Raw genomic sequence first — 20,696 nt, forward strand, 5'->3', positions numbered from 1 at the left:
CTTGCCGCGCCCGCGTCGGTTACGTCTCGCTTCTCGCCGAAAGACGCATCATGGCCGCCCCGGACCTCAAATCCTCCGCCGCCGCCCGACCCCGCCTGATCCGCAACGCCTATGACGTTCTCGTCGTCGGCGCCGGATTCGCCGGCGCGGTCATGGCCGAACGGCTTGCGTCCGACGGCGGCAAGCGCGTCCTGGTCGTCGACCGACGCCCTCACATCGGCGGCAACGCCTATGACGAGCTGGACGCCTCCGGCCTGCTGATCCATCGCTATGGCCCGCACATTTTCCATACCAACTCGGTGGAGGTCTTCGCCTATCTGTCGCGCTTCACGCGCTGGCGGCCTTACGAGCACCGCGTCCTGGCCCAGGTCGGCGACCAGCAGGTCCCGATCCCGATCAACCGCACGACCCTGAACCAGCTCTACGGCCTGGCGCTGAACACGGAGGCGGAAGCGGCGGCCTGGCTTGAGGCGCGCGCCGAGCCGGTCTCCCCGATCAGGACGTCCGAGGACGTCGTGGTCTCCGCCGTCGGCCGCAAACTCTACGAGACCTTCTTCCGCGGCTATACGCGCAAGCAGTGGGGCCTCGACCCGTCCGAACTGGACCGGTCCGTCACGGCGCGCGTGCCGACCCGCACCAACACCGACGACCGCTATTTCACAGACGCCTTCCAGGCCATGCCGCTGGACGGCTAAACGCGGCTGTTCGAGCTTATGCTGGACCACCCGAACATCGAGGTGCGAACCGGCGTCGATTATCGCGAGGTCGCCGATCAGGTCGACGTCGAACACCTGGTCTTCACCGGCCCGATCGACGAATTCTTCGACCACCGCTACGGCCGGCTGCCCTATCGCTCGCTACGGTTCGAACACATGACCCTGGACCAGCCCCAGGCCCAGTCCGTCGCCACGATCAACTACCCCGACGAGGCCACGCCCCAGACCCGCGTCACCGAATACAAGCACCTGACCGGCCAGACCCATCCGAAGACCAGCCTCACCTACGAATATCCCTCGGCCGAGGGCGATCCCTACTACCCCGTGCCCCGCCCCGAAAACCACGAGCTCTACAAACGCTACGAGGCCCTGGCCCTGGCCCGGCCGGACGTCAGTTTCGTCGGACGGCTGGCCACCTATCGCTACTACAATATGGACCAGGTCGTGGGTCAGGCCCTGGCCGCCTACCGCCGGCTGTCGCAGCGGCTGAACCGGTCATCGGCGGCGTCCGTGGCCGAGGCCGGCTCGGAAGGCTGACCGCGCCGTGTCTGTGTCCGGTTGACGCGAACAGCTTTTGGGTTTCTGCGACGAGATCGCCCGACGGTGCGACCGGAACGGCGCTGATGCATTGTGAACCCGCATCTTTCGGTCCGGAGCGGCATGCCTGATCCCTATATCGTCGTCCTGTTCGTCGTCGGCGCCCTGATCGCCCTCGTCGCCTGGCTTCCGCTCGTGTTCCGCAAGGTTCCGCTGTCGCTGCCGATCGTCTGCGTCGCCCTCGGCGCCGGCCTGTTCGCCCTGCCGGGGATCGACTTTGCGCCCTTGCCGCAGCGATTTCCTGAGATCACCGAGCGGCTGACGGAGTTCGTGGTCATCATCGCCCTGATGGGCGCGGGCTTGAAGATCGACAGCATCTTCAGCTTCAAACGCTGGGGCGTCACCTGGCGGTTGCTGGGCATTACGATGATGCTGTCCGTCGCCGCCATCTTCCTGATCGGCTTTACGGTGCTGGGCCTCAGCGTCGCCGCCGCCGTTCTGCTCGCCGGCTGTCTTGCGCCCACCGACCCGGTGCTAGCCTCCGACATCCAGGTTGGCGCGCCGCAGGAGGGACGCGAGGACATCGTGCGTTTCGGCCTGACCTCGGAAGCCGGTCTGAACGACGGCCTGGCCTTCCCCTTCGTCCACCTGGCCATCGCCCTGGCTTTGGCGGCGTCCGGCGTGAAGCCCGACTGGTTCACCGACTGGCTGACCGTCAACGTCCTGTGGGAAGTGTTCGCCGGCCTGGCGGTCGGCTGGGTGATCGGTTGGGTGTTCGGCTGGCTGACCTTCGCCATTCCGGTCAACAGCAAGCTGGCCGCCACGCGCGACGGCTTTATCGTTCTGGCGGCGACCTTCATCTCCTATTCTGTGACGGAGATGCTCCACTGCTATGGATTCCTGGCGGTCTTCATCACGGCCCTGGCCTTCCGCCACGCCGACCGCGACCACGACTTCCACGTCCAGATGCACGACTTCATCGAGCAGATCGAACGCATGACGATGATGGTGGTGCTGGTTCTGTTCGGCGGCGCCCTGGCGTCCGGCCTGCTGGCGCCGCTGCGCCCCATCGACATCGCTGCGGCCTTTGTCGTCGTGCTGGTGGTCCGCCCCCTGGCCGGGCTTGTGGGCTTCATCGGCTGGCGCCGGCCTACGCGCGAGAAGCTGATCCTCGCCTTCTTCGGCATTCGCGGCGTGGGGTCCTTCTACTATCTCGCCTATGGCCTCAACAGCGCCGCCTTCCAGCAAGGCGATCGCCTGTGGGCGCTGGTCGGTCTGATCTGCCTGATGTCGATCCTGCTGCACGGGGTGTCGGTCACGCCCGTGATGCGCATGTTCGACCGCAGCCAGGGTCGCGATCCCGACCGCGACATCGACCCGCCCGCAGAAACCGCCGGTCGCGGCGCCGCAGCCTAGCCGACCGGCGGGCCTAACCCCTCGCCTTCTTCAGGTCAGCCACCATCCGCTTGCGCTGCTTTTCATGGTCGGCGTCCAGGGCGGCGCGCCGGTCATTCAGCGCCTGCTGCTTGGCATCCAGTTCGGTCGACGCGGCCTGGTGATCGCCGTCCAATGCTTCCAACGCCGCCTCCAGCTTCGCGACCTTCTCGCGCCTGGCCTTCGAAGGGCCGGCCGAGGTCTTCGTCTTCGCCTTTGATATCTTGCCGACGTCGATGGTCAGGCCGCGCTCGACCACCTCGCCCGGCGAGGCCAAGGCCGCCTCATAGTCCGGCCCGCCGCTCAGTTCGCTGGCCAGGCCCGTCGCGAACAGGTCCTGCTTCGAGCCCCACGCTTCCAGCGCCTTGGGCCGCGAGCTGGTCGCCACGGAGAAGGCGTGAAAACCGTCCGACCAGGTGAAGACCTTCAGCCTGGGCGCCATTCAGTCGATCAGTCCGCGCCGCTGCATGTCCAGCACCACCGGGTCCATCAGGGCGGTGACGACCTCGATGTCGAAGGCGATCTCGGCCTCGGTCTCGTCGGCGAACTGACGCGGCTGGCCGTGCCGCAATGTGGACAGCCGCCAGGATTGCTGCACCACGCGTTGCCGCTCCGCCAACTGCTCGACATGCATCAGTCGAACGCCCGCCTGCGATCGGATCAGGGTCTTCCGGGTTGTCATGATCGGTCCTCCCGCGACATTCCTCTCACAACGAACACAGTTTGTGGAGTCGCCCCAAACCAGCACACCGACTTGTGTCCGAAGACGCAAGGCGTTGTTTCTGCAACCGTAACGACAACACTTATCGCATGAGGCGTGGCAACCGCAGGCGTTTTCGTCCTCCATCAAGACGCTAGCTGGCGGATTTTGCGTTGTGATCACGGATAGGCCCTACCGGCACACCACCGAGGCCGAGACTTCTACAGTCAAGCATCCCACCTTGCGGGTTGACCGTCCGCCAAAGAGTCGAAGTTCAATGTTTGGCGATTTGCGCCCAAAATGTGTTGGCCATCTGCGCTCCGGCGGGAACAGAGCGTCAGCCCAAGCCTTATTACAGGGCACGCGAGGCCCATAATGACCCTGACCTTCACCCTGACCTTGATGGCCGCCCTGCTGGGCGCACCGACCGCCTCTCCGGCTCGGGAGGCGATGCTGGCAGCGGTCGCCCCGGTCGAGCCCGCGATCGTCCAAGCCTTATCCGAAGATGATCACTTTACGGTACGGCTTCGGTGTACGGCTCTTGCATCCGGACGGGTCGCAGACTGCGTCGTGCTGGAAGAGTCTCGGCCTGACTACGGCTTTGGCCAAGCAGCGCTGGTTCTGATGCGCGACGCCGAGGTGACGCCCGTAATCAAGGGCGGGCGGCCCGTAGAGACGATGTTCGAACGCACGATCGACTTCACGCCCTGATCGCTATCGTTGCGCCTTATTGACGCCGAACGCTTTGGGCCGCTGGCGTCATGAACGACAGCGGCCTTCGGCGGGATCTATTCAGTCCGGCAGGTCTTCGGCCAGGATCGCCATCTCGAACATGAACGAGCCTTCCTCGTCCTCGTCCTCGAAGACGATGCCGATGAACTCGTCGCCGACATAGACTTCGGCCGAGTCGTTCTGTTTGGGGCGGGCCTTCAGGATGATGCCGCCAGTGTTGAAGGTGCGCTTGAGGTGGGCCTCGATGCGCTTCAGGTCGGTGTCTTTCACGGGGGCCTCATGGTCTGAATGTTGGCGGCGGACCCTAGAGACATCGGCGGTTCAGGGAAACCGGCGATGCGCATTTTCCCCGTTTCAGAGGTAACGCATCCACCAGTGCGAACTGCGCCGCTTCATGCCGGCGAACCATCGGCAGGCGAACCAGCACGGCACGGCGAGCACAGCCGCCAGTCCCCATAGCCAGGCCACGCCCGGCACGGCGAACCCGTCGCCCTGATTGGGACCGAAGGCGGTCAGGGCCGCCAGATTCAACAGGCGCAGCGCATAGATGTGCAGGATGTAGAAGAACAACGGCGCCGCGCCGAACACCGCCAACAGCCCGACCAGCCGATCTGACGCCTTTTCCAACCCGGCCAAAACCAGCGCCCCGATACCCAGCGTCAGCAGCAGGAAGTCGGCCGACGGCGGATATTTGGTTAGGTTCAGCACGCTCATCACCGTCTGGATGGGCGTCGCCTGCACGGTCCAGGGCGTCGGATCGCCATAAAGGTTGATCGTCCGCAACACGACGAACAGCGCCAGCGCGCCCACCCCCAGCAGCACCAGCCGCCGCAACCGCGTCCTCTGCTCGCCCACGAACCAGGGCCCGATGGCGTAACCCAGCGCCGCCACCCCGATCCACGGCAACAGCGGATAGGAGGTGCGCACCTGCCCGCCCCAAGGCAGGTCCATCAGACTGCGATCATGCAGCACGGCCCAGAAGACATGGCCCGGCTGGCCCGCCGCGACGGTGATGGGATCCAGCAGATTGTGTCCCAGCACGATCACCAGTCCCACGACGATCAGCGCCGGACGTGGCAGATGCACCAGGGCCGCAAGCGCGATCATCGACAGGCCGATGGCCCAGATGACCTGCAGATAGATGATCTGCGGCGTGAACGAGAAGCTCCAGCCGAAACCGACGACCGTCAGTTCCAGAACCACCAGAAACAAGCCGCGCTTCCACAGGAAGTCGGACGCCGACTTGGCGCCGTTTGCGCCTTGCGCCTGCTTGTTCCCATACAGCCACGCCCCCACCCCCGTCAGCGCCAGGAAGATGGGCGCACACAGATGGGCCGACAGCCGCGTGAAGAACAGGGCGGGGGAGGTCGTCTCCAGGTTCATCGGGTCCGAGACCTGGGCGTGGATGAAGAACGACTCGCGGGCGTGATCGACCAGCATCAGCAGGATCACCAGCCCGCGCAGGGCGTCGACGGATCGGATCCGACCCGCCGAACGGACCACGGCGGTTATCGGAGAGCCGAAGGCGGGAACAGGCGTTGCAGTGGTTGACATCGTCATGCCGGAGCGGATAGCCGATATAGTATAACGTTTCAAACGGAGTCTGATTTGTCCCTCCTCATGAGCTGCGCCGGCGCGTGCCTGCTGGTCGCCGCCAACGCCCCCGCCCCTGCTCCCGCTACGGCAGCCGAACCCCAGACGGTGGGCGAGATCGTGGTCCTGGGCCGGCGTCAGGCGCCGCGCGACCTGACCCTGGGCGCCGGGCCGGTGACGGAGGCCATGTCGCCGTCCAGCCGATCCATCGAGAACGACCTGATCAAGGCCGTGGGCGCCACGCGCTTGGCCGACGCCCTGGAGCTGGTCAGCGGCGTCAGCCAGCAGAACAATCGCGGCGGCGTCATGGACAACTTCGCCATTCGCGGCTTCCTGGGCACGCCCGACGGCGGTGCGGAATATTATGTCGACGGCTTCCTGGCCAATCGCGGCATGGCCCCGCCGCGCGACCCGGCGACGGCCGAACGGATCGAGGTGCTGAAGGGGCCGTCCGGCGCCCTGTTCGGCGACATCGACCCGGCGGGACGCGTCAACATCGTGTCCAAGACCCCGCGTTTCGCAACCGGCGCCGCCTTCACCGCCACGGTCGGCTCGTTCGGTTTGAGGCGCGGCGAACTGGACCTGACGGCCCCCATCAGCGACACCCTGGCCGGACGGCTGGTGGTGGCGGGCGAGACCAGCACCGGCTGGCGCGACCATGTCGGCCTGGACCGCACGGTGATCGCCCCGTCACTGACCTGGCGGCCCAACGACGACCTGCGCCTGACCTATGTGGGCGAGTTCACGACCTTCACCACCCTGTTCGACCGGGGCATGCCGGCCATCGACGGCGACGCCCTGGCCCTGCCGGAATCGAACTACTACGGCGAGCCGGGCGACGGCGTGACCCGGTTCCGCAACGAACGGCACCAGATCACCGGCGAATACCGGATCAACGACGGCTGGAGCGTAAACGGCGGCATCGCCTGGCGCGGCGGCTCGCTGAAGGGTCTATCCAGCGACCACTCCCGCCTGGTCGGGGACCAGTTGTGGCGCCAACGCCGGGGCCGCGATTTCACCGTCGAGGATCTGTCGGCCCGGCTGGAGCTGAACGGCGTGGTCGAAACGGGGCTCGGCGTCCACAACCTCGGCTTCGGGGTGAAGGCCTATCAGCTGACCTATGGCGAGAAGTGGCTGCGCATCAACCCGACCGCCGCCAATCCCTATCCGATCGACGTCTTCGATCCCGTCTATGGCGCGGTGACGCCGCCGACGCCCCTGCCCTTCACCGACAATCTGGAAACCCGCGAGGTCGTCACCCTGTATGCCCAGGACCTGTGGGAGGTGAACGACCGTCTCAGCCTGCTGGCCGGCCTGCGGTTCGACGACTACGACCAGACCATCCGCAACAACCGCACCGGCGCCGTCGGCGAGGCCAGCGATACCCCGCTGAAATACCGCTTCGCCGCCCGCTATCGCCTGACCGACAACCTGACCGCCCACGCCAGCTATGGCCAGTCCTTCGTGCTGAACTCAGGGACAGGTCGCGATGGTCTGGGCTTCGCCCCCGAAGACGGCAAGGGTTACGAGATCGGCCTGGCCGGCGCCTGGGACGGACTGGATCTGGCGGCCACAGTCTTCGACATCGAGAAGTCGAACATCCTGACCACCGACCCGGTCGACCCCAACTACCTGGCCCCGGTCGGCAAGCTGACGACGCGCGGGATAGAGCTGGACGGGTCCCTGCGCATCGACGACGCCTGGCAGGTGGTGGCCAACTATGGCTGGACCGACGCCACGGCCGACGACAGCGCCTTCGCCACGGACGCCGTGCTGAACGTGCCCGAACATTCCGGTTCGCTGTTCGCCATCGGGCGCTTCGACACGGCGCACGGCACGACCTGGTCGGTGATGGCCGGCGCCGCCTATGTCGGAGATCGGGCCGGCGCCCTGACGCTCAATCCTGTGCGTCTGCCCGCCTATTGGAAGGCCAAGGCGGCGCTGGACTACGGCCTGACGCCCCAGGTCACGGCCCGGATCGAAGTCGACAACCTGTTCGACGAGCGATACGCCGCCAGCTCCTACAGCGCCCTGTGGATCTTCCCCGGCGCCCCGCGCAGCGTGCGCGCGTCACTCAGGATCGCGCTGTGAGGCGACGGCTCAGATGACGAAGTCGTAGACGACCTCGGCCAGGGTGTGATCCATCGTCCTGGCCGGTTCTGCGTTGGTGGGGCAGTTGACCAGCCGCGCCGGAACCCCCGCCACGGTGCAGCCGGACGGCACGTCCTTCAGAACCACCGAGCCCGAGGCGACCTTGGCGTAGTCGCCGACGTGGATATTGCCCAGCACCTTGGCCCCGGCACCCAGCAGCACGCCCTTGCCGATCTTGGGATGGCGGTCGCCGCGCTCGGCGCCCGTCCCGCCCAGGGTGACGTTGTGCAGCATCGACACATCATCGCCGACCACCGCCGTCTCGCCGATGACGATGCCGGTGCCGTGGTCCAGGAACAGCCCCTTGCCCAGTTGCGCGGCCGGATGGATGTCCAGCTGGAACAGTTCGGAAATCCGGCTCTGGAAGTGGAACGCCAGGGTCTCGCGCCCCTGTCCCCACAGCCAGTGCGCCACGCGCCAGCCCTGCAACGCCTGGAAGCCTTTGAAATACAGGAAAGGCTGCAACAGATTGCGAATGGCCGGGTCGCGCTCGGCCACCGCCTGAAGATCGGCCTCCGCCGCCTCGACCATGGCCGCATCCGCCTTGAACGCCGACAGGCAGACCTCGCGCACCGACATGGCGCTCATCTCGCCGTCCGCCAGCTTGCGCGCGATCTGGAAGCTGAGCGCGCCGGCCAGATCGTCGTGCGACAGGATCACCGCATTCATCTGCGAGCCCAGTTGCGGTTCCTCGCGCGACGCGGCCTCGGCCGAGGCGCGCAGCTGGCGCCACACGCTGTCGGTTTCGGTTTCCGCGACGACTTCAAGCTTGGCCATGACCGGCTCCTTCGCACCCATCATACGCGCCCCAGCATGGCCTGCGCCAGCACCTGGGGCAGTTCCCCGTTCAGGGCCATATGATAGGCCTTGTAGGCCGTCGCCACCGTCAGACTGTCGCGCACCGTCCCGCGCCCGATCTCGTCCAGCAGATCCAGGAACGGCACGCGCACCACGGCGATGATCTCGGTCGGGTCCGGCGCAACGGGCGCAGGCGCCAGTCCCCAGGCGATCCAGGTCATGCCGATCTCGTCGGTGATGGAGTTGGACATCTCCACCTTCAGCGCCGGCAGCCAGTGCTCGGCCTTCAGTCCCGCCTCCTCGGCCAGCTCGCGCCGGATTCCGTCGAACGGATCCTCGTCCAGCGGCGCGCCCCCCTCTGGCATCTCCCACGAATAGTTGGCCAGGGCGAACCGCTGCTGCCCCACCAGGGTCACCGTGCCGTCGTCATGCACCGGCAGGACGCCTGTCCCGACATTCTTGAACCGCACCACGGCATAGTCGGCGGCATGCCCCGTCGGCGCCGTCGCCGGATGTCGGGTCAGGGTCATCCATGGGCTGTCGAACACGGTCTCGGTCCCGTCGCTGCGCCACGCCGGCGGCTTGGACAGGCCCTCAGCCCATTTCGGTTCGTCGGGAGTTCGCATGGTTCACCTATGGCGAAGACGCGGATGAAAGCCTAGCTAGACGGCATGGTCGCGCTCAACGAACCCCTGCCCCTGCCCGTTCCGTCACAGGCCTTTCTCGACCGTCTGGCGACGCGCCGTTCGGCCCCGGCCCAGGCCCTGGTCGCGCCCGGCCCGTCAGAGGCGCAGCTGGAGCAGATCCTGACCCTCGGCGCCCGCACGCCGGACCATGGCAAGCTGTTCCCCTGGCGGTTCGTGGTCATGGGGCCGCAATCGCGCGCCGAGATCGCCGAGCGTCTGGCGGTGCTGGCCGAACTGCACAACCGGCCGGCCAAGGATCAGGCGGTCCTGGCCAAGCTGACCGCCGCCCCGCTCACCATCCTGGTCGTCTCGACCCCTGTTCCCGCTGCCAAGCCCGTCTGGGAGCAGCAGTTGTCGGCCGGGGCGGTGTGCATGAACCTGGAACACGCGGCGGCCGGCTTCGGCTATGCGTCCAGCTGGATCACCGACTGGTACAGCTACGACCCTCAGGCCACGGCCCTGTTCGGCCTGACAGACGGTGAAACCGTCGCCGGCTTCATCCATATCGGAACCCTGACCGAGCCGCCGCTGGAACGTCCTCGTCCCGACATGGCCGCCAAGGTCACGCACCTGCCTTAAGCGGAGCAGTGGCGGATATTAATCTTTCCTCCCTAACATCAGCGCCTTGACTGGAGACGTGGCGGCCGATGTCCTGTGTGGGTTGTAAAGACGGGGCCGGGTTCGACCTGCCGATCACCATGGCGTTTCAGCCCATCGTCGATGTCGCGAACCAGACCGTCTTCGCCTATGAGGCCCTGGTGCGGGGCAAGGACGGAGCCGGCGCCGGCCAGGTGCTGTCGCAGGTCTCGCCCGACAACCGCTACGCCTTCGACCAGGTCTGCCGGACCACCGCCATCGACCTGGCGGCCGGTCTGGACATGACGGCAGACGGCGCCAACCTGTCGATCAACTTCCTGCCCAATGCGGTCTACGAGCCGCGCGCCTGCATCCGCGCCACCCTGGCGGCGGCGATGCGCACCAACTTCCCGCTGAACCGGATCATCTTCGAGTTCACCGAGAGCGAGGCGATGGACGCCGCCCACATCCTGAACATCCTGCGATCCTATCGCGCCATGGGTTTCAAGACCGCCATCGACGACTTCGGCGCCGGCTATGCGGGCCTGGGCCTGCTGGCCCTGTTCCAACCGGACATCGTCAAGCTGGACATGGCCCTTATCCGCGACATCGACACCGACCCGGTCAAACGCACCATCGTGCGCAACACCCTGAACATGCTGCGCGACCTGGGCGTCGAGCCGGTCTGCGAAGGGGTCGAGACCCTGGCCGAACACGACGTCCTGCGCGACCTGGGCGTCACCCTGATGCAGGGCTATCTGCTGGCCAAGCCGGCGGTCGAGGCCCTGTCGCCCGTCTCATGGCCCCGCGCGACCCAGCCCCTGGCCCACACCGCCTGACGGCTCTTCCTCCGGCCGGTGGACCAGCGACACCAGCACCACGGATATGATCATCAGCAGGAACCAGCTGCCCAGCTTGCCCAGGGACACCATCTCCCACCCCGCCTCCTGTCCCGGATAGACCCAGGCCCGCCCCAGCGTGCCCAGGTTCTCGGCGAACCAGATGAACGTCGCCACCAGCCCGTATCCCAGCAGCAGCGGCATCGATCGCCGCCTGCGGTCCGCCGTGAAATAGAACCACCCCCGCCCGAACAGCAGCACGGTCGCCGCGAACAGCGCGATGCGCACGTCCGGCAGCCAGTGATGGGCGAAGAAGTTGACGTAGATCGCCGCCGCCAGCACCCAGGTCGTCCACAGCGGCGGATACCCCCGCACCCGGATGTGGAAGATGCGCTGCACCCGCGCGATATAGCTGCCCACCGCCGCATACATGAAGCCCGAGAACAGCGGCACGGCGCCGATCCGCAGCAGACTGTCCTCGGGATAGATCCACGACCCGTGCGCGGTCTTGAACAGCTCCATGATCGTCCCCGCCACATGGAACAGGAAGATCACCCGCGCCTCCTCCCAGCTCTCCAGCTTGAACGCCAGCATGGCCGCCTGGATCACCACCGCCCCGACCGCCAGAAAATCATACCGCGAGATCGGCGCCTGATCCGGCCAGAACAGGAAGGTCGCCAGGATCAAGCCCAGCATCAGCCCCCCGAACAGACACGCCCACCCCTGCTTCAGCCCGAACCAGAGGAATTCGTAGGCATAGCGTCGCGGCCGGGACCGGTCGGCCCAGGTCTCGGCGCGCGTAAGGAGGCGGCGGCCCCAGGCTTCGAGGGGGAGGCGGTGGTTCATTCCTTCTCCCCTTGCGGGAGAAGGTGGCGGCCGCAGGCCGACGGATGAGGGGTCAAACAAACCTCGACGGAAATGGGAGAACAGGCGGCGAGACCGAACAACCCCTCATCCGACCTCGCTCCGCTCGGCCACCTTCTCCCGCAAGGGGAGAAGGACTCAAGCATTCACCCCCGCCCGCGATACGTCGGCACGCCCTGATCCGGCAGCCACAGCCCCTCCGGCGCCACGCCCGTCTGCCAGAAGACGTCGATGGGTATCCCGCCGCGCGGATACCAATACCCCCCGATCCTCAGCCATTTCGGCGCCAGCAGGTCCGCCAGCCGCCGCCCGATGGCGACGGTGCAGTCCTCGTGGAAGGCGCCGTGGTTGCGGAAACTGGTCAGGTACAGTTTCAGGCTCTTGGACTCGACCAGCCAGTCGCCCGGCGCATAGTCGATGACGATGTGAGCAAAGTCCGGCTGGCCGGTCACCGGGCACAGGCTGGTGAACTCGGGCGCCGTGAACCGGGCCAGATACAGCGTATCCGCATGCGGGTTCGGCACCCGCTCCAGCACGGCCGTCTCGGGGCTGGTCGGGGCGGCGGTCTGGGCGCCGAGCTGGCTGAGGTTGTCGGTGTAGTGGGTCATGGGGCGCATTTAGGCGCTTGCGACCGGCTTGAAAATCCTCCCCCATCGGGGGAGGGGGACCGCGTAGCGGTGGAGGGGGCCGGCCGCGCACACGGTCGAGGACGCAAATGACCTATGCACCCAAGTCTACCGTCGCCCGCGCCCGCGAGTTGCGCCGTGAAATGACCCTGCCCGAGGTGCTGCTATGGGGCCAAATCCGGGGCCGGCGTCTGGACGGCATACGCTTTCGCCGCCAGCATCCCATCGGCCCCTACATCCTGGACTTCTATTGCGAGTACGCCCGGCTGGCGGTTGAAGTCGATGGTGAAACCCACGCCTAGCCCGAAGCCGTCGAACACGACAGACGCCGGACGGAATGGCTAAACCTGCGCGGGATCGCCGTCGTTCGGGTCGCTGCGCGGGATGTGCTGGGCGAGATGGGGGCGGTGGTGGATCATATTCACCGACAGGTGCGCGATCGGCCCCCTCCACCGCGCAGCCTGTCCTCGGGCTCGCCTTCGGCGAGACCCGGGGGCGGTCCCCCTCCCCGACGGGGGAGGATTAAGAGGCGCACCCATCCGATTTCGCGAAAACTTCTTTCTCGATTTCAACGCCTTCACACCGACCATCGTTAATCGACCGACTACCCGTCAGAACCGTCGTATGATGGCCGGTTTTCCGGCAACGCCGGCCCCTTGCCGATTTCAACCCTGCCCGACGCCCCCTCACCCCCGAGATTAGACGAATTAGACTCTGTTTTTCGCCTCACCGTCTGAAATCCTCCCGATTGCCTTCCCCCGCGACAGCCCGCTAAGCGTAGCGAAAGAAAACTCCAGGAGACGCCCGTGGCCATTCCCGCTTCGCTGCAAAAAGGTCTGATCCTGCCGATCATTTCGGCGCCCATGTTCCTGGTCTCCGGCCCGGATCTGGTGGTCGAGGCCTGTAATGCGGGCGTCATCGGCACCTTCCCGTCGCTGAACCAGCGCACGACCGAGGGCTATCGCGACTGGATTCACGAGATCAAGGGTCGGCTGAAGCCCGAGGCCGCCGCATTCGGCGTCAACCACATCGTCCACCCGACCAATCCCCGGCTGATGGCCGACATGATGGTGTCGGTCGAGGAGAAGGTGCCGCTGATCATCACCTCCCTGGGCGCCGTGCGCGACGTCGTCGATGCGGTTCACGGCTATGGCGGTCAGGTCTTCCACGACATCGCCAACATCCGCCACGCGCGAAAGGCGGCCGAGGCCGGCGTCGACGGCCTGATCCTGGTCGCCAACGGCGCCGGCGGCCATGCCGGGATCATCAACCCCTTCGCCCTGGTCAACGAGGTCCGCAGCTTCTTCAAGGGGACCATCATCCTGTCGGGCGCCCTTTCGACCGGACAAGATGTCGCGGCGGCCCTGATGCTGGGCGCCGACTTCGCCTATATGGGCACCCGCTTCATCAACACGACCGAGGCCATGGCCGCCGACGCCTACAAGCAGATGGTCATCGACAGCGGCGCGACCGACATCGTCCATACCCCGGCGGTCTCAGGCATCCCGGCCAACTTCATGAGCAAGTCGTTGATCGAGAACGGAATCGACCCCAAACATCTGCCCGAGCACAAGCTGGACATGGGCGACGAGGCCAAGGCCTGGAAGACCGTCTGGTCCGCCGGACAGGGCGCGGGCGCCATCCACGACGTCCTGCCCACCGCTGAACTGGTCGCGCGCCTGCGACAAGAGTTCGCTCAGGCCACGGATGAATTCGCCATCAAGGCCGGAGCGCGCTAAAGGCGGCGCCAATCCGCATCTCGCGCGTTGGAGCCGCCATGATCCGCACGACCGTCCTCGCCGCCCTTTCCGCCGCCGCCATGGCCGCCGTTCTCGCCAGCCCAGCAGCGGCCCAATCCGCCCCGGCGTCGTCCGCTCGCGACGCCTGGTCGTTCGAGGTCGGCGCCGGCACGGACAACCGCTCCAAGGGCGCGTCCAAGTCCGGCAACGACGGCTACGCCTTTGGGTCGGCGACTTGGGAAAGCGCCGACGGCCTCTTCTACATCAGCCCCGCGGCTGAAACGATCCAGGCGGGCGGCTCCAACGTCGAGGCCGAGGTCGCCTTCGGCTACCAGCCCGAGGCCTTCGGCTATCAGTTCGACTTCAACGTCGCCTATAAGAACCGCCTCGACGCCAACCCGGGTTATGACGAAGACACGTTCGAGTTCGGGGCCAACATCAGCCGCTCGATCGGTCCCGCCAGCGCGCGGCTCCAGGTCCAGTATTCGCCCGACTCCGCCGGCGCGACCGAGGCCTTCACCTGGGTCGAGGGCCGCCTGGGCTGGGCCTTCACCCCCCGGCTCGACGGCACGGTCGCCCTGGGCCGTCGCGAACAGGACAACTCGCCCGACTACACCGCCTGGAACGCCGGGGTCACCTACGCCCTGACGGACGCCCTGGCGCTCGACGTTCGCTACTATGACACCGACGCAGCCGAGTTCGGCGAGCAGTACGAGGACGGCCTGGTGGCCGAGATCGCCTACGCCTTCTGAGGGCGCGCCTTGCGCAAAGGGCGTTTGAGGCCCATATAGGGGCTGTCGATCTCTCTGCGTAACGCCGCTGCTCCCTTTGCATCACGCACCGAGGTCCAAAAGCCGATCCCATTCAGACCCGACAGGCCGACCAGGGATCCCTCCCTGCGGTCAACGCCAGACGGAGGTCTCCAAATGGCTACCGGCACTGTTAAATGGTACAACCCCACCAAAGGCTACGGCTTCATCGCTCCCGATGACGGCGGCAAGGACGTCTTCGTCCACGCCTCGGCCGTCGAAACGTCGAGCGTTGGTTCGCTGAACGAAGGCCAGAAGATTTCCTACGAAATCGAACGTGACTCGCGCTCTGGCAAGGAATCCGCTGGTCGCCTTACGGCGGCAGAGTAGGACACGCTTCTCAACACGCACGCCATCGCTTTTGATGGCGTCGTGACGAAGCACCTGCCTCTGGGCGGCCGCAAGGTCCGCCTGGACAACGGCCACGTCGTCTCGGTCCTGCCCTCGCTCGGTTCGCCTAAAGGCCTATCCGTGCTGGGCGACCGCGTCGTGGTCGAGATCGCCTTCAATCAGCTGAAGGGCTGGTGCCTCGCGCGCCGGCCCTGAAGCCCGTTCCATCAGGACGTGACCCATGACGACCCTCGCCGAAAAAATCCCGACGATGACCGACGCCGACCTCAACAGCCTGCGCGCCAACGCCACGCGCCTGGCCGAAACCGGCGCCTCCACTCAGGTGATGGCCGCCGCTGACATCCTGCCTGTGATCGACACCGAGATCGCCCGCCGCGCCGCCCTGCCCAAGGCCGCCAAGGCCCCGGTCAAGCGCGCCGCTCCCAAGAAGAAGCTGCCGCCCGTCACCGGCCACCAGACCGCCCTACCCTCCAGCTGAGATCAGCCCAGGGCCTGATCCAGATCCGCGATCAGGTCCTCGACGTTCTCGACCCCGACCGATAGCCGGATCAGGTTGTCGGTCACGCCGCCCGCCTCGCGGACGTCCTTGGGCACGCTCGCGTGGGTCATGATCGCCGGGTGGTTCACCAGGCTTTCGACCCCGCCCAGCGACTCCGCCAGGGTGAAGACCTCGACCCGCTCCAGCACGCGCTTCGTGCGCTCCAGGTCGCCCTCCAGGATCACCGTCACCATCCCGCCGTAGCCGCCGCTCATCTGACGCGCGGCCAGCTCATGCTGCGGGTGGGCGATCAGGCCAGGATAGATGACCTTGGCCACCCCCGCCCGCGTCTCCAGCCACCGCGCCACCGTCAGGGCGTTCTCGCAGTGCGCCTTCATCCGTAACGCCAACGTCTTCAGGCCCCGGTTGGCCAGGAAGGCGTCGAACGGTCCCATGATCCCGCCGACCGAGTTCTGCAGGAACTTGATCCGCGTCGCCAGATCGGGATCGGCCGTCACCAGCACCCCGCCGATGATGTCCGAATGGCCGTTCAGGTATTTGGTGGCCGAGTGCATCACCACATCCGCCCCCAGGCTCAGCGGCTGCTGGCAGAAGGGTGTGGCGAAGGTGTTGTCCACGATCAGCAGCAGGCTGTGCGCCTTGGCCACCTTCGACAGGGCGGTGATGTCGGCCAGCTTCATCAGCGGGTTGGTCGGCGTCTCGACCCACAGCATCTTCGTCTTGGGCGTGATCGCCGCTTCGACCGCCGCGATGTCGCTCAGGTCCACATAGGCGAAGTCCAGCCCCATGGTCCGCCGGCGCACCCGCTCGAACAGCCGCCACGATCCGCCGTACAGATCATCGCCGGTGACGATGTGATCGCCCGCGTCCAGCAGCTCCAGCGCCGTCGAGGTCGCCGCCATGCCCGAGCCAAAGCCGAACCCGTGCGTCCCGCCTTCCAAATCCGCGATACAGGCCTCGAACGTCTCGCGCGTCGGGTTCTTGCCCCGCGCATACTCATAGCCCTTGTTCACGCCCGGGCTTTCCTGGGCATAGGTCGAGGTGGCGTAGATGGGCGTCATCACCGCGCCCGTGGTCGGGTCGGGATGCTGTCCGGCATGGATGGCGCGGGTCGAGAAACCCTGGCTGTTCTTCTTGTCGCTCATGGACCTTACCGGTTCAGGCTGAGATGGTTGATCAGGTCGGTGCGGGTGATCAGGCCGACGAACGTTTCGCCGTCCAGCACGATGGCCACACGGTCGCGGTCGAAGACCGGGATCAGGGCGTCCAGCGACTCCTTGACCTGAAGCGTGTCCAGGTCGCGCGTCATGGCCGAGGCGACCGGCTTGGCGAACCGTTCCTTGCGGGTGATCTCGTCGGTGTTCATCACGTGGATCAGGTCGCTCTCGTCCAGGATGCCGACCAGGCGGCCGTCCTCGATGATCGGCAGCTGGGACACGTCGGCGCCCTTCATCCGCTTGAAGGCGGTGTCCAGGGTGTCGCCCGGACCGGCGACGACCACGTCGCCCTTTTCGTATTTGCGGTTGATCAGGTCCGACAGATCGCCGTGCAGCTCGCGCTCGCCCAGGCCCTGATCGGCCAGCCAGGCGTCGTTATAGACCTTGGACAGATACTTGGCCCCCGTATCGCAGACGAAGGTGACGCAGGTCTTGGCTTCCGTCTGTTCACGGCACCAACGCAGGGCCGAGGCGATCAGGGTGCCCGAGGACGAGCCCGCCAGAATGCCTTCCTTCAGCAACAGCTCGCGCGCCGTGGCGATCGCCTCAGCGTCCGGGATCGAATAGGCCTTGTCGATCAGGCTCATGTCCGCCGTGTCGGGCACGAAGTTCTGGCCGATGCCCTCGACCGTATAGCTGCCGTCCGGTCCAGGCACGCCGTCGTTGACGATGCCGGCCAAGGTCGAACCCACCGGGTCGGCCAGGATGATCTGGGCGTCCGAGCCCACGCTCTTGAGGTAGCGCCCCACGCCGGTGATGGTCCCGCCCGAGCCGATGCCGGCGACGAAGGCGTCGATATCGCCCCCCGTCTGCTCCCAAATCTCCGGCCCCGTGGTCTTCACATGGGCGTCGGCGTTCGACTGGTTGGCGAACTGGTTGACGTAATAGGCGCCGGGAATGGCCTGGGACAGACGCTCGGCCATGTCCGTGTAATATTCGGGGTGTCCGTGCGGCACATCCGAACGCGTCAGGCGAACATCGGCGCCCATGGCCCTGAGATGCTGAATCTTTTCCTTCGACATCTTGTCCGGGATGACCAGCAGCACCTTATAGCCCCGTGCCCGGCCGACCAGGGTCAGGGCCAGGCCCGTATTGCCCGCCGTCGCCTCGACGATGGTGCCGCCCTCCTTCAGCCAGCCTTCCTTTTCGGCCGCATCCAGCATCTCGACCGCGATCCGGTCCTTGATCGACCCGCCGAGATTCTGGGACTCCAGCTTGAGCAGCAGGCGGCACTTGCCGGTGTCGATCTTCGTCACCTCCACCATCGGCGTCTTGCCGATCAGATCCAGCGGCGACTTCACGGTCGCGCTCAGGGCGGGTGCATGCAGGGACATCGAAGACTCCATTCGGGGACGGCGGAAGCTGAAGCCCCGCATTCACTCGGTCAACTCACGCAAGATTTGACCCCCCAAGATTTACCCAAAGGCGCGGTTCCGCGCTACGAAAGACATAATGACCAATTCATCCAAGAGGCCGCCCGCCGGCCTGCCCGACAAAGACACCCTCCTCGCCTTCCTGCGCGAGGCCGGATCGGCCGAGAAGACCGATATCGCACGCCATTTCGGACTGAAGGGCGGCGACCGCCGGGCCCTGCGCGAAATGATCCGCGAACTCGAAGAAGAAGGCCGGCTGGGCAAGCGCGGCCGCAAGGGCTTTTCCGAGGCCGGCGCCCTGCCCCCCGTCGGGGTCGCCGATGTGATCGAGCGCGACGGCGACGGCGAACTGTATGTCCGCCTGGTCGAGGCCAGCGCCGACGCGCCGCGCGCCATCCTGATGCCCGACAAGTCCAAGCCCGGTCCTGCCCCTGGCCTGGGCGACCGGGTTCTGGTCAAGTTCCAGCGCGGCGACGAAGGCTGGGAGGCCCGGCTGATCAAGAAGCTGGACGTCGGCACGAACCGCGTCCTGGGCGTCATCCGCAAGTCGGCGCGCGAGACCCGCGTCGAGCCAGTCGACCGCCGCTCCAAGGACGTGCTTCTCGTGCCCCAGGCCCAGTCCGGCGACCTGCGCGACGGCGATCTGGTCCTGGCCGCCATCGAAAAGGGCGAGCAGCGGTTCGGTCCCAAGCGCGGCAAGATCCTGGAACATATCGGCAAGGAGGACGATCCCCGCGCCGCCTCCCTGATCGCCATCCACGCCCACGGCGTCCCGACCGGCTTCTCCGAGGCGGTCGAGCGCGAGGCCGAGGATCAGGCCCTGCCGACGCTGAAGGGGCGAGAGGACCTGCGCGAGGTTCCCTTCATCACCATCGACCCCGCCGATGCGCGCGACCACGACGACGCCGTCTATGCGGCGCGCGACGAGGATCCGAAGAACGAAGGCGGCTGGATCGTCTGGGTCGCCATCGCTGACGTCGCCGCCTATGTCCGCCCCGGAACCCATCTGGACCGCGAGGCGCGCGACAAGGGCAACTCGACCTATTTCCCCGACCGCGTCGAGCCGATGCTGCCCGAGGTTCTGTCGAACGGTCTGTGCAGCCTGAAAGAGGGCGAGAACCGCGCCTGCATGGCCGTGCGGATGGTCTTCGACAAGGACGGCCGCAAGGTGGGCCACAAGTTCGTGCGCGGGCTGATGCGGTCGCACGCCAAACTGTCTTACGAACAAGCCCAGTCCGCCATCGACGGCCAGACAGACGACGCCACCGGCCCGATCATGGAGGCCATCCTCTATCCGCTGTGGAACGCCTATCACGCCATGCTGAAGGGCCGGCTGAAGCGCAGCCCCCTGCAGATCGAATCCGCCGAGCGCCGCATCCGCATGGCCCCGGATGGCGGCATAGCCTCGATCGAGAAGCGCGCCTCGCTGGAGGCTCACCGGCTGATCGAAGAGATGATGATCCAGGCCAACGTCTGCGCCGCCGAGACGCTGGAGCAGAAGAAAACTCCGCTGATCTATCGGATCCACGACACGCCCAGCCAGGAGAAGATCTTCAACCTGGCCGACTTCCTGTCCACCATCGGCAAGCCGTGGAACAAGGGCGAGCCGGGCACGACCAAACGGTTCAACAAGCTGCTGGACGAGACCCGCGACACCGAACACGCCGATGTGGTCAACGAGGTGGTGCTGCGCAGCCAGATGCAGGCGATCTACAGCCCCGAGAACATCGGCCACTTCGGCCTGAACCTGGACCGCTACGCCCACTTCACCTCGCCGATCCGGCGCTATTCCGACCTGATCGTTCACCGCGGCCTGATCCGGGCGCTGAACCTGGGCAAGGACGGCCTGACGGACCGCGAGATCGCCGAACTGCCCGCCATCGCCGAGGGCGTGACCATGACCGAGCGCCGGTCGATGGCCGCCGAACGCGACGCCATGGACCGCTATATCGCCGCCTATCTGGAAGAACACGTTGGCGCGACCTTCACCGGGCGCATCACCGGCGTGACCCGGTTCGGCCTGTTCATCCGTCTGGACGAAACTGGCGCCGACGGCCTGGTTCCGGTTTCGACGTTGGGCAGCGAATATTTCGCCCACGACGACCGCGCCCACGCCTTGGTCGGCGAACGCACCGGCAAGCGTTTCACCCTGGGCCGCAAGGTCGAGGTCAAGCTGATGGAGGCCACCCCCGTCACGGGCGGCCTGGTGTTCGAAATGCTCAGCGAACCGGAGCCGCGCGATCCCAACGCCCCCGCCCCGCGCTATGGCGTCCGGGGACGCGGCGGCGACGGCCCGCCGATGCGCGGCAAGGGTCGCCCAGGCGGTCCCAAGCCCGCAAAGGGCGGCCGTCCCTCCGGCGGGCTGAAGGGCGTGCGCAAGGGCAAGCGGAAGTGACGCAAGGCCTCCTAATCCTCCCCCATCGGGGGAGGGGGACCGCGGAGCGGTGGAGGGGGCT

21 protein-coding genes and 2 pseudogenes are annotated in these 20,696 nt (G+C 66.4%); 13 read left to right on the forward strand and 10 right to left on the reverse strand.

Features of this window, described 5'->3' with window-relative positions; translation table 11 throughout:
- Positions 1-50 precede the first annotated feature (50 nt).
- Positions 51-1,253, forward strand: a pseudogene (glf, locus tag ACP69V_RS09525) (UDP-galactopyranose mutase).
- A gap of 123 nt (positions 1,254-1,376) precedes the next feature.
- Positions 1,377-2,669 (forward strand): cation:proton antiporter, encoded by a 1,293-nt coding sequence (locus tag ACP69V_RS09530; protein ID WP_426023617.1) that lies wholly within the window; start codon positions 1,377-1,379, stop codon positions 2,667-2,669.
- 13 nt (positions 2,670-2,682) lie between these two features.
- Here ACP69V_RS09530 and ACP69V_RS09535 read toward each other — a convergent pair whose 3' ends face one another.
- On the reverse strand, positions 2,683-3,129 hold the full coding sequence (locus tag ACP69V_RS09535; protein ID WP_426023618.1) for a hypothetical protein: 447 nt from the start codon (positions 3,127-3,129) through the stop codon (positions 2,683-2,685).
- Positions 3,130-3,369: a hypothetical protein gene (locus ACP69V_RS09540; RefSeq protein ID WP_426023619.1), complete on the reverse strand. Its 240-nt coding sequence runs from the start codon at positions 3,367-3,369 to the stop codon at positions 3,130-3,132. It lies immediately after the preceding gene.
- 393 nt (positions 3,370-3,762) lie between these two features.
- On the opposite strand from ACP69V_RS09540, the gene ACP69V_RS09545 reads away from it, so the two are divergent.
- The gene (locus ACP69V_RS09545; protein ID WP_426023620.1) at positions 3,763-4,098 is read left to right on the forward strand and encodes a TonB family protein; all 336 of its coding nucleotides are present in this window, start codon (positions 3,763-3,765) and stop codon (positions 4,096-4,098) included.
- 81 nt (positions 4,099-4,179) lie between these two features.
- Here ACP69V_RS09545 and ACP69V_RS09550 read toward each other — a convergent pair whose 3' ends face one another.
- Both ACP69V_RS09550 and ACP69V_RS09555 read right to left on the reverse strand, forming a co-directional pair.
- Complete coding sequence (locus ACP69V_RS09550) at positions 4,180-4,389, reverse strand: DUF3126 family protein (protein ID WP_292223966.1); 210 nt, start codon at positions 4,387-4,389, stop codon at positions 4,180-4,182.
- 84 nt (positions 4,390-4,473) lie between these two features.
- Positions 4,474-5,673: a DUF1624 domain-containing protein gene (locus ACP69V_RS09555; protein ID WP_426023621.1), complete on the reverse strand. Its 1,200-nt coding sequence runs from the start codon at positions 5,671-5,673 to the stop codon at positions 4,474-4,476.
- Positions 5,674-5,727: 54 nt separating this feature from the next.
- Between ACP69V_RS09555 and ACP69V_RS09560 the strand changes: the two genes are divergently transcribed.
- Entirely contained in the window at positions 5,728-7,803 is a 2,076-nt protein-coding gene (locus tag ACP69V_RS09560; protein WP_426023622.1) for a TonB-dependent siderophore receptor, read from the forward strand.
- Between the two features lie 9 nt (positions 7,804-7,812).
- Here the strand turns inward: ACP69V_RS09560 and cysE are convergent, their stop codons facing one another.
- Together cysE and ACP69V_RS09570 are read right to left on the reverse strand one after the other, a co-directional pair.
- Positions 7,813-8,640, reverse strand: coding sequence for a serine O-acetyltransferase (gene cysE / locus ACP69V_RS09565; RefSeq protein ID WP_425984409.1), 828 nt, complete (start codon positions 8,638-8,640; stop codon positions 7,813-7,815).
- Positions 8,641-8,660: 20 nt separating this feature from the next.
- On the reverse strand, positions 8,661-9,287 hold the full coding sequence (locus ACP69V_RS09570; protein WP_426023623.1) for an NUDIX domain-containing protein: 627 nt from the start codon (positions 9,285-9,287) through the stop codon (positions 8,661-8,663).
- Positions 9,288-9,332: 45 nt separating this feature from the next.
- Between ACP69V_RS09570 and ACP69V_RS09575 the strand changes: the two genes are divergently transcribed.
- Positions 9,333-9,926, forward strand: a complete 594-nt coding sequence (locus tag ACP69V_RS09575) for a nitroreductase family protein (RefSeq protein WP_426023624.1) — start codon at positions 9,333-9,335, stop codon at positions 9,924-9,926.
- Between the two features lie 68 nt (positions 9,927-9,994).
- Entirely contained in the window at positions 9,995-10,762 is a 768-nt protein-coding gene (locus tag ACP69V_RS09580) for an EAL domain-containing protein (RefSeq protein WP_426023625.1), read from the forward strand.
- Here the strand turns inward: ACP69V_RS09580 and ACP69V_RS09585 are convergent.
- The gene (locus tag ACP69V_RS09585) at positions 10,721-11,608 is read right to left on the reverse strand and encodes a DUF817 domain-containing protein (protein WP_426023626.1); all 888 of its coding nucleotides are present in this window, start codon (positions 11,606-11,608) and stop codon (positions 10,721-10,723) included. The two genes, ACP69V_RS09580 and ACP69V_RS09585, sit on opposite strands and share 42 nt — an antisense overlap.
- Before the next feature lie 164 nt (positions 11,609-11,772).
- Positions 11,773-12,234, reverse strand: a complete 462-nt coding sequence (gene queF / locus ACP69V_RS09590) for a preQ(1) synthase (RefSeq protein WP_040349994.1) — start codon at positions 12,232-12,234, stop codon at positions 11,773-11,775.
- Positions 12,235-12,395: 161 nt separating this feature from the next.
- Here queF and ACP69V_RS09595 point away from each other — a divergent pair.
- The 6 genes and pseudogenes from ACP69V_RS09595 (at position 12,396) to ACP69V_RS09620 (ending at position 15,629) form a co-directional block, all read left to right on the forward strand.
- Positions 12,396-12,848 (forward strand): annotated as a pseudogene (locus ACP69V_RS09595) (endonuclease domain-containing protein).
- A gap of 210 nt (positions 12,849-13,058) precedes the next feature.
- The gene (locus tag ACP69V_RS09600; protein WP_409715502.1) at positions 13,059-13,991 is read left to right on the forward strand and encodes an NAD(P)H-dependent flavin oxidoreductase; all 933 of its coding nucleotides are present in this window, start codon (positions 13,059-13,061) and stop codon (positions 13,989-13,991) included.
- A gap of 38 nt (positions 13,992-14,029) precedes the next feature.
- Positions 14,030-14,743, forward strand: a complete 714-nt coding sequence (locus tag ACP69V_RS09605; RefSeq protein WP_426023627.1) for a TorF family putative porin — start codon at positions 14,030-14,032, stop codon at positions 14,741-14,743.
- Positions 14,744-14,917: 174 nt separating this feature from the next.
- On the forward strand, positions 14,918-15,130 hold the full coding sequence (locus ACP69V_RS09610; RefSeq protein ID WP_008260450.1) for a cold-shock protein: 213 nt from the start codon (positions 14,918-14,920) through the stop codon (positions 15,128-15,130).
- Positions 15,131-15,172: 42 nt separating this feature from the next.
- Positions 15,173-15,346 carry a hypothetical protein gene (locus ACP69V_RS09615; protein WP_426023628.1) on the forward strand — a complete coding sequence of 58 codons (174 nt, stop codon included), beginning with the start codon at positions 15,173-15,175 and terminating at the stop codon, positions 15,344-15,346.
- A 25-nt stretch (positions 15,347-15,371) separates the two neighbouring features.
- Positions 15,372-15,629, forward strand: a complete 258-nt coding sequence (locus tag ACP69V_RS09620) for a hypothetical protein (protein WP_135195276.1) — start codon at positions 15,372-15,374, stop codon at positions 15,627-15,629.
- 2 nt (positions 15,630-15,631) lie between these two features.
- On the opposite strand, the gene ACP69V_RS09625 is transcribed toward ACP69V_RS09620, so the two are convergent.
- Positions 15,632-16,795: a cystathionine gamma-synthase gene (locus ACP69V_RS09625; protein WP_426023629.1), complete on the reverse strand. Its 1,164-nt coding sequence runs from the start codon at positions 16,793-16,795 to the stop codon at positions 15,632-15,634.
- 5 nt (positions 16,796-16,800) lie between these two features.
- On the reverse strand, positions 16,801-18,201 hold the full coding sequence (locus ACP69V_RS09630; RefSeq protein WP_426023630.1) for a pyridoxal-phosphate dependent enzyme: 1,401 nt from the start codon (positions 18,199-18,201) through the stop codon (positions 16,801-16,803).
- Between the two features lie 118 nt (positions 18,202-18,319).
- Between ACP69V_RS09630 and rnr the strand changes: the two genes are divergently transcribed.
- Entirely contained in the window at positions 18,320-20,635 is a 2,316-nt protein-coding gene (gene rnr / locus ACP69V_RS09635; protein WP_426023631.1) for a ribonuclease R, read from the forward strand.
- The last annotated feature ends 61 nt before the right edge of the window (positions 20,636-20,696 follow it).

This window comes from Brevundimonas sp. PWP3-1b1 (genome assembly GCF_049896065.1).
GTDB classification, from domain to species: Bacteria; Pseudomonadota; Alphaproteobacteria; order Caulobacterales; family Caulobacteraceae; genus Brevundimonas; species Brevundimonas intermedia_B.

Coding starts and splice junctions, on each gene's coding strand:
- ACP69V_RS09540 (WP_426023619.1), bottom strand. CDS start 3,369: ATGACAACCCGGAAGACCCTGATCCGATCGCAGGCGGGCGTTCGACTG.
- ACP69V_RS09625 (WP_426023629.1), bottom strand. CDS start 16,795: ATGAGCGACAAGAAGAACAGCCAGGGTTTCTCGACCCGCGCCATCCAT.
- ACP69V_RS09585 (WP_426023626.1), bottom strand. CDS start 11,608: ATGAACCACCGCCTCCCCCTCGAAGCCTGGGGCCGCCGCCTCCTTACG.
- ACP69V_RS09605 (WP_426023627.1), top strand. CDS start 14,030: ATGATCCGCACGACCGTCCTCGCCGCCCTTTCCGCCGCCGCCATGGCC.
- cysE (WP_425984409.1), bottom strand. CDS start 8,640: ATGGCCAAGCTTGAAGTCGTCGCGGAAACCGAAACCGACAGCGTGTGG.
- ACP69V_RS09580 (WP_426023625.1), top strand. CDS start 9,995: ATGTCCTGTGTGGGTTGTAAAGACGGGGCCGGGTTCGACCTGCCGATC.
- ACP69V_RS09535 (WP_426023618.1), bottom strand. CDS start 3,129: ATGGCGCCCAGGCTGAAGGTCTTCACCTGGTCGGACGGTTTTCACGCC.
- ACP69V_RS09630 (WP_426023630.1), bottom strand. CDS start 18,201: ATGTCCCTGCATGCACCCGCCCTGAGCGCGACCGTGAAGTCGCCGCTG.
- ACP69V_RS09575 (WP_426023624.1), top strand. CDS start 9,333: ATGGTCGCGCTCAACGAACCCCTGCCCCTGCCCGTTCCGTCACAGGCC.
- ACP69V_RS09530 (WP_426023617.1), top strand. CDS start 1,377: ATGCCTGATCCCTATATCGTCGTCCTGTTCGTCGTCGGCGCCCTGATC.
- ACP69V_RS09620 (WP_135195276.1), top strand. CDS start 15,372: ATGACGACCCTCGCCGAAAAAATCCCGACGATGACCGACGCCGACCTC.
- ACP69V_RS09555 (WP_426023621.1), bottom strand. CDS start 5,673: ATGTCAACCACTGCAACGCCTGTTCCCGCCTTCGGCTCTCCGATAACC.
- ACP69V_RS09570 (WP_426023623.1), bottom strand. CDS start 9,287: ATGCGAACTCCCGACGAACCGAAATGGGCTGAGGGCCTGTCCAAGCCG.
- queF (WP_040349994.1), bottom strand. CDS start 12,234: ATGACCCACTACACCGACAACCTCAGCCAGCTCGGCGCCCAGACCGCC.
- ACP69V_RS09545 (WP_426023620.1), top strand. CDS start 3,763: ATGACCCTGACCTTCACCCTGACCTTGATGGCCGCCCTGCTGGGCGCA.
- rnr (WP_426023631.1), top strand. CDS start 18,320: ATGACCAATTCATCCAAGAGGCCGCCCGCCGGCCTGCCCGACAAAGAC.
- ACP69V_RS09610 (WP_008260450.1), top strand. CDS start 14,918: ATGGCTACCGGCACTGTTAAATGGTACAACCCCACCAAAGGCTACGGC.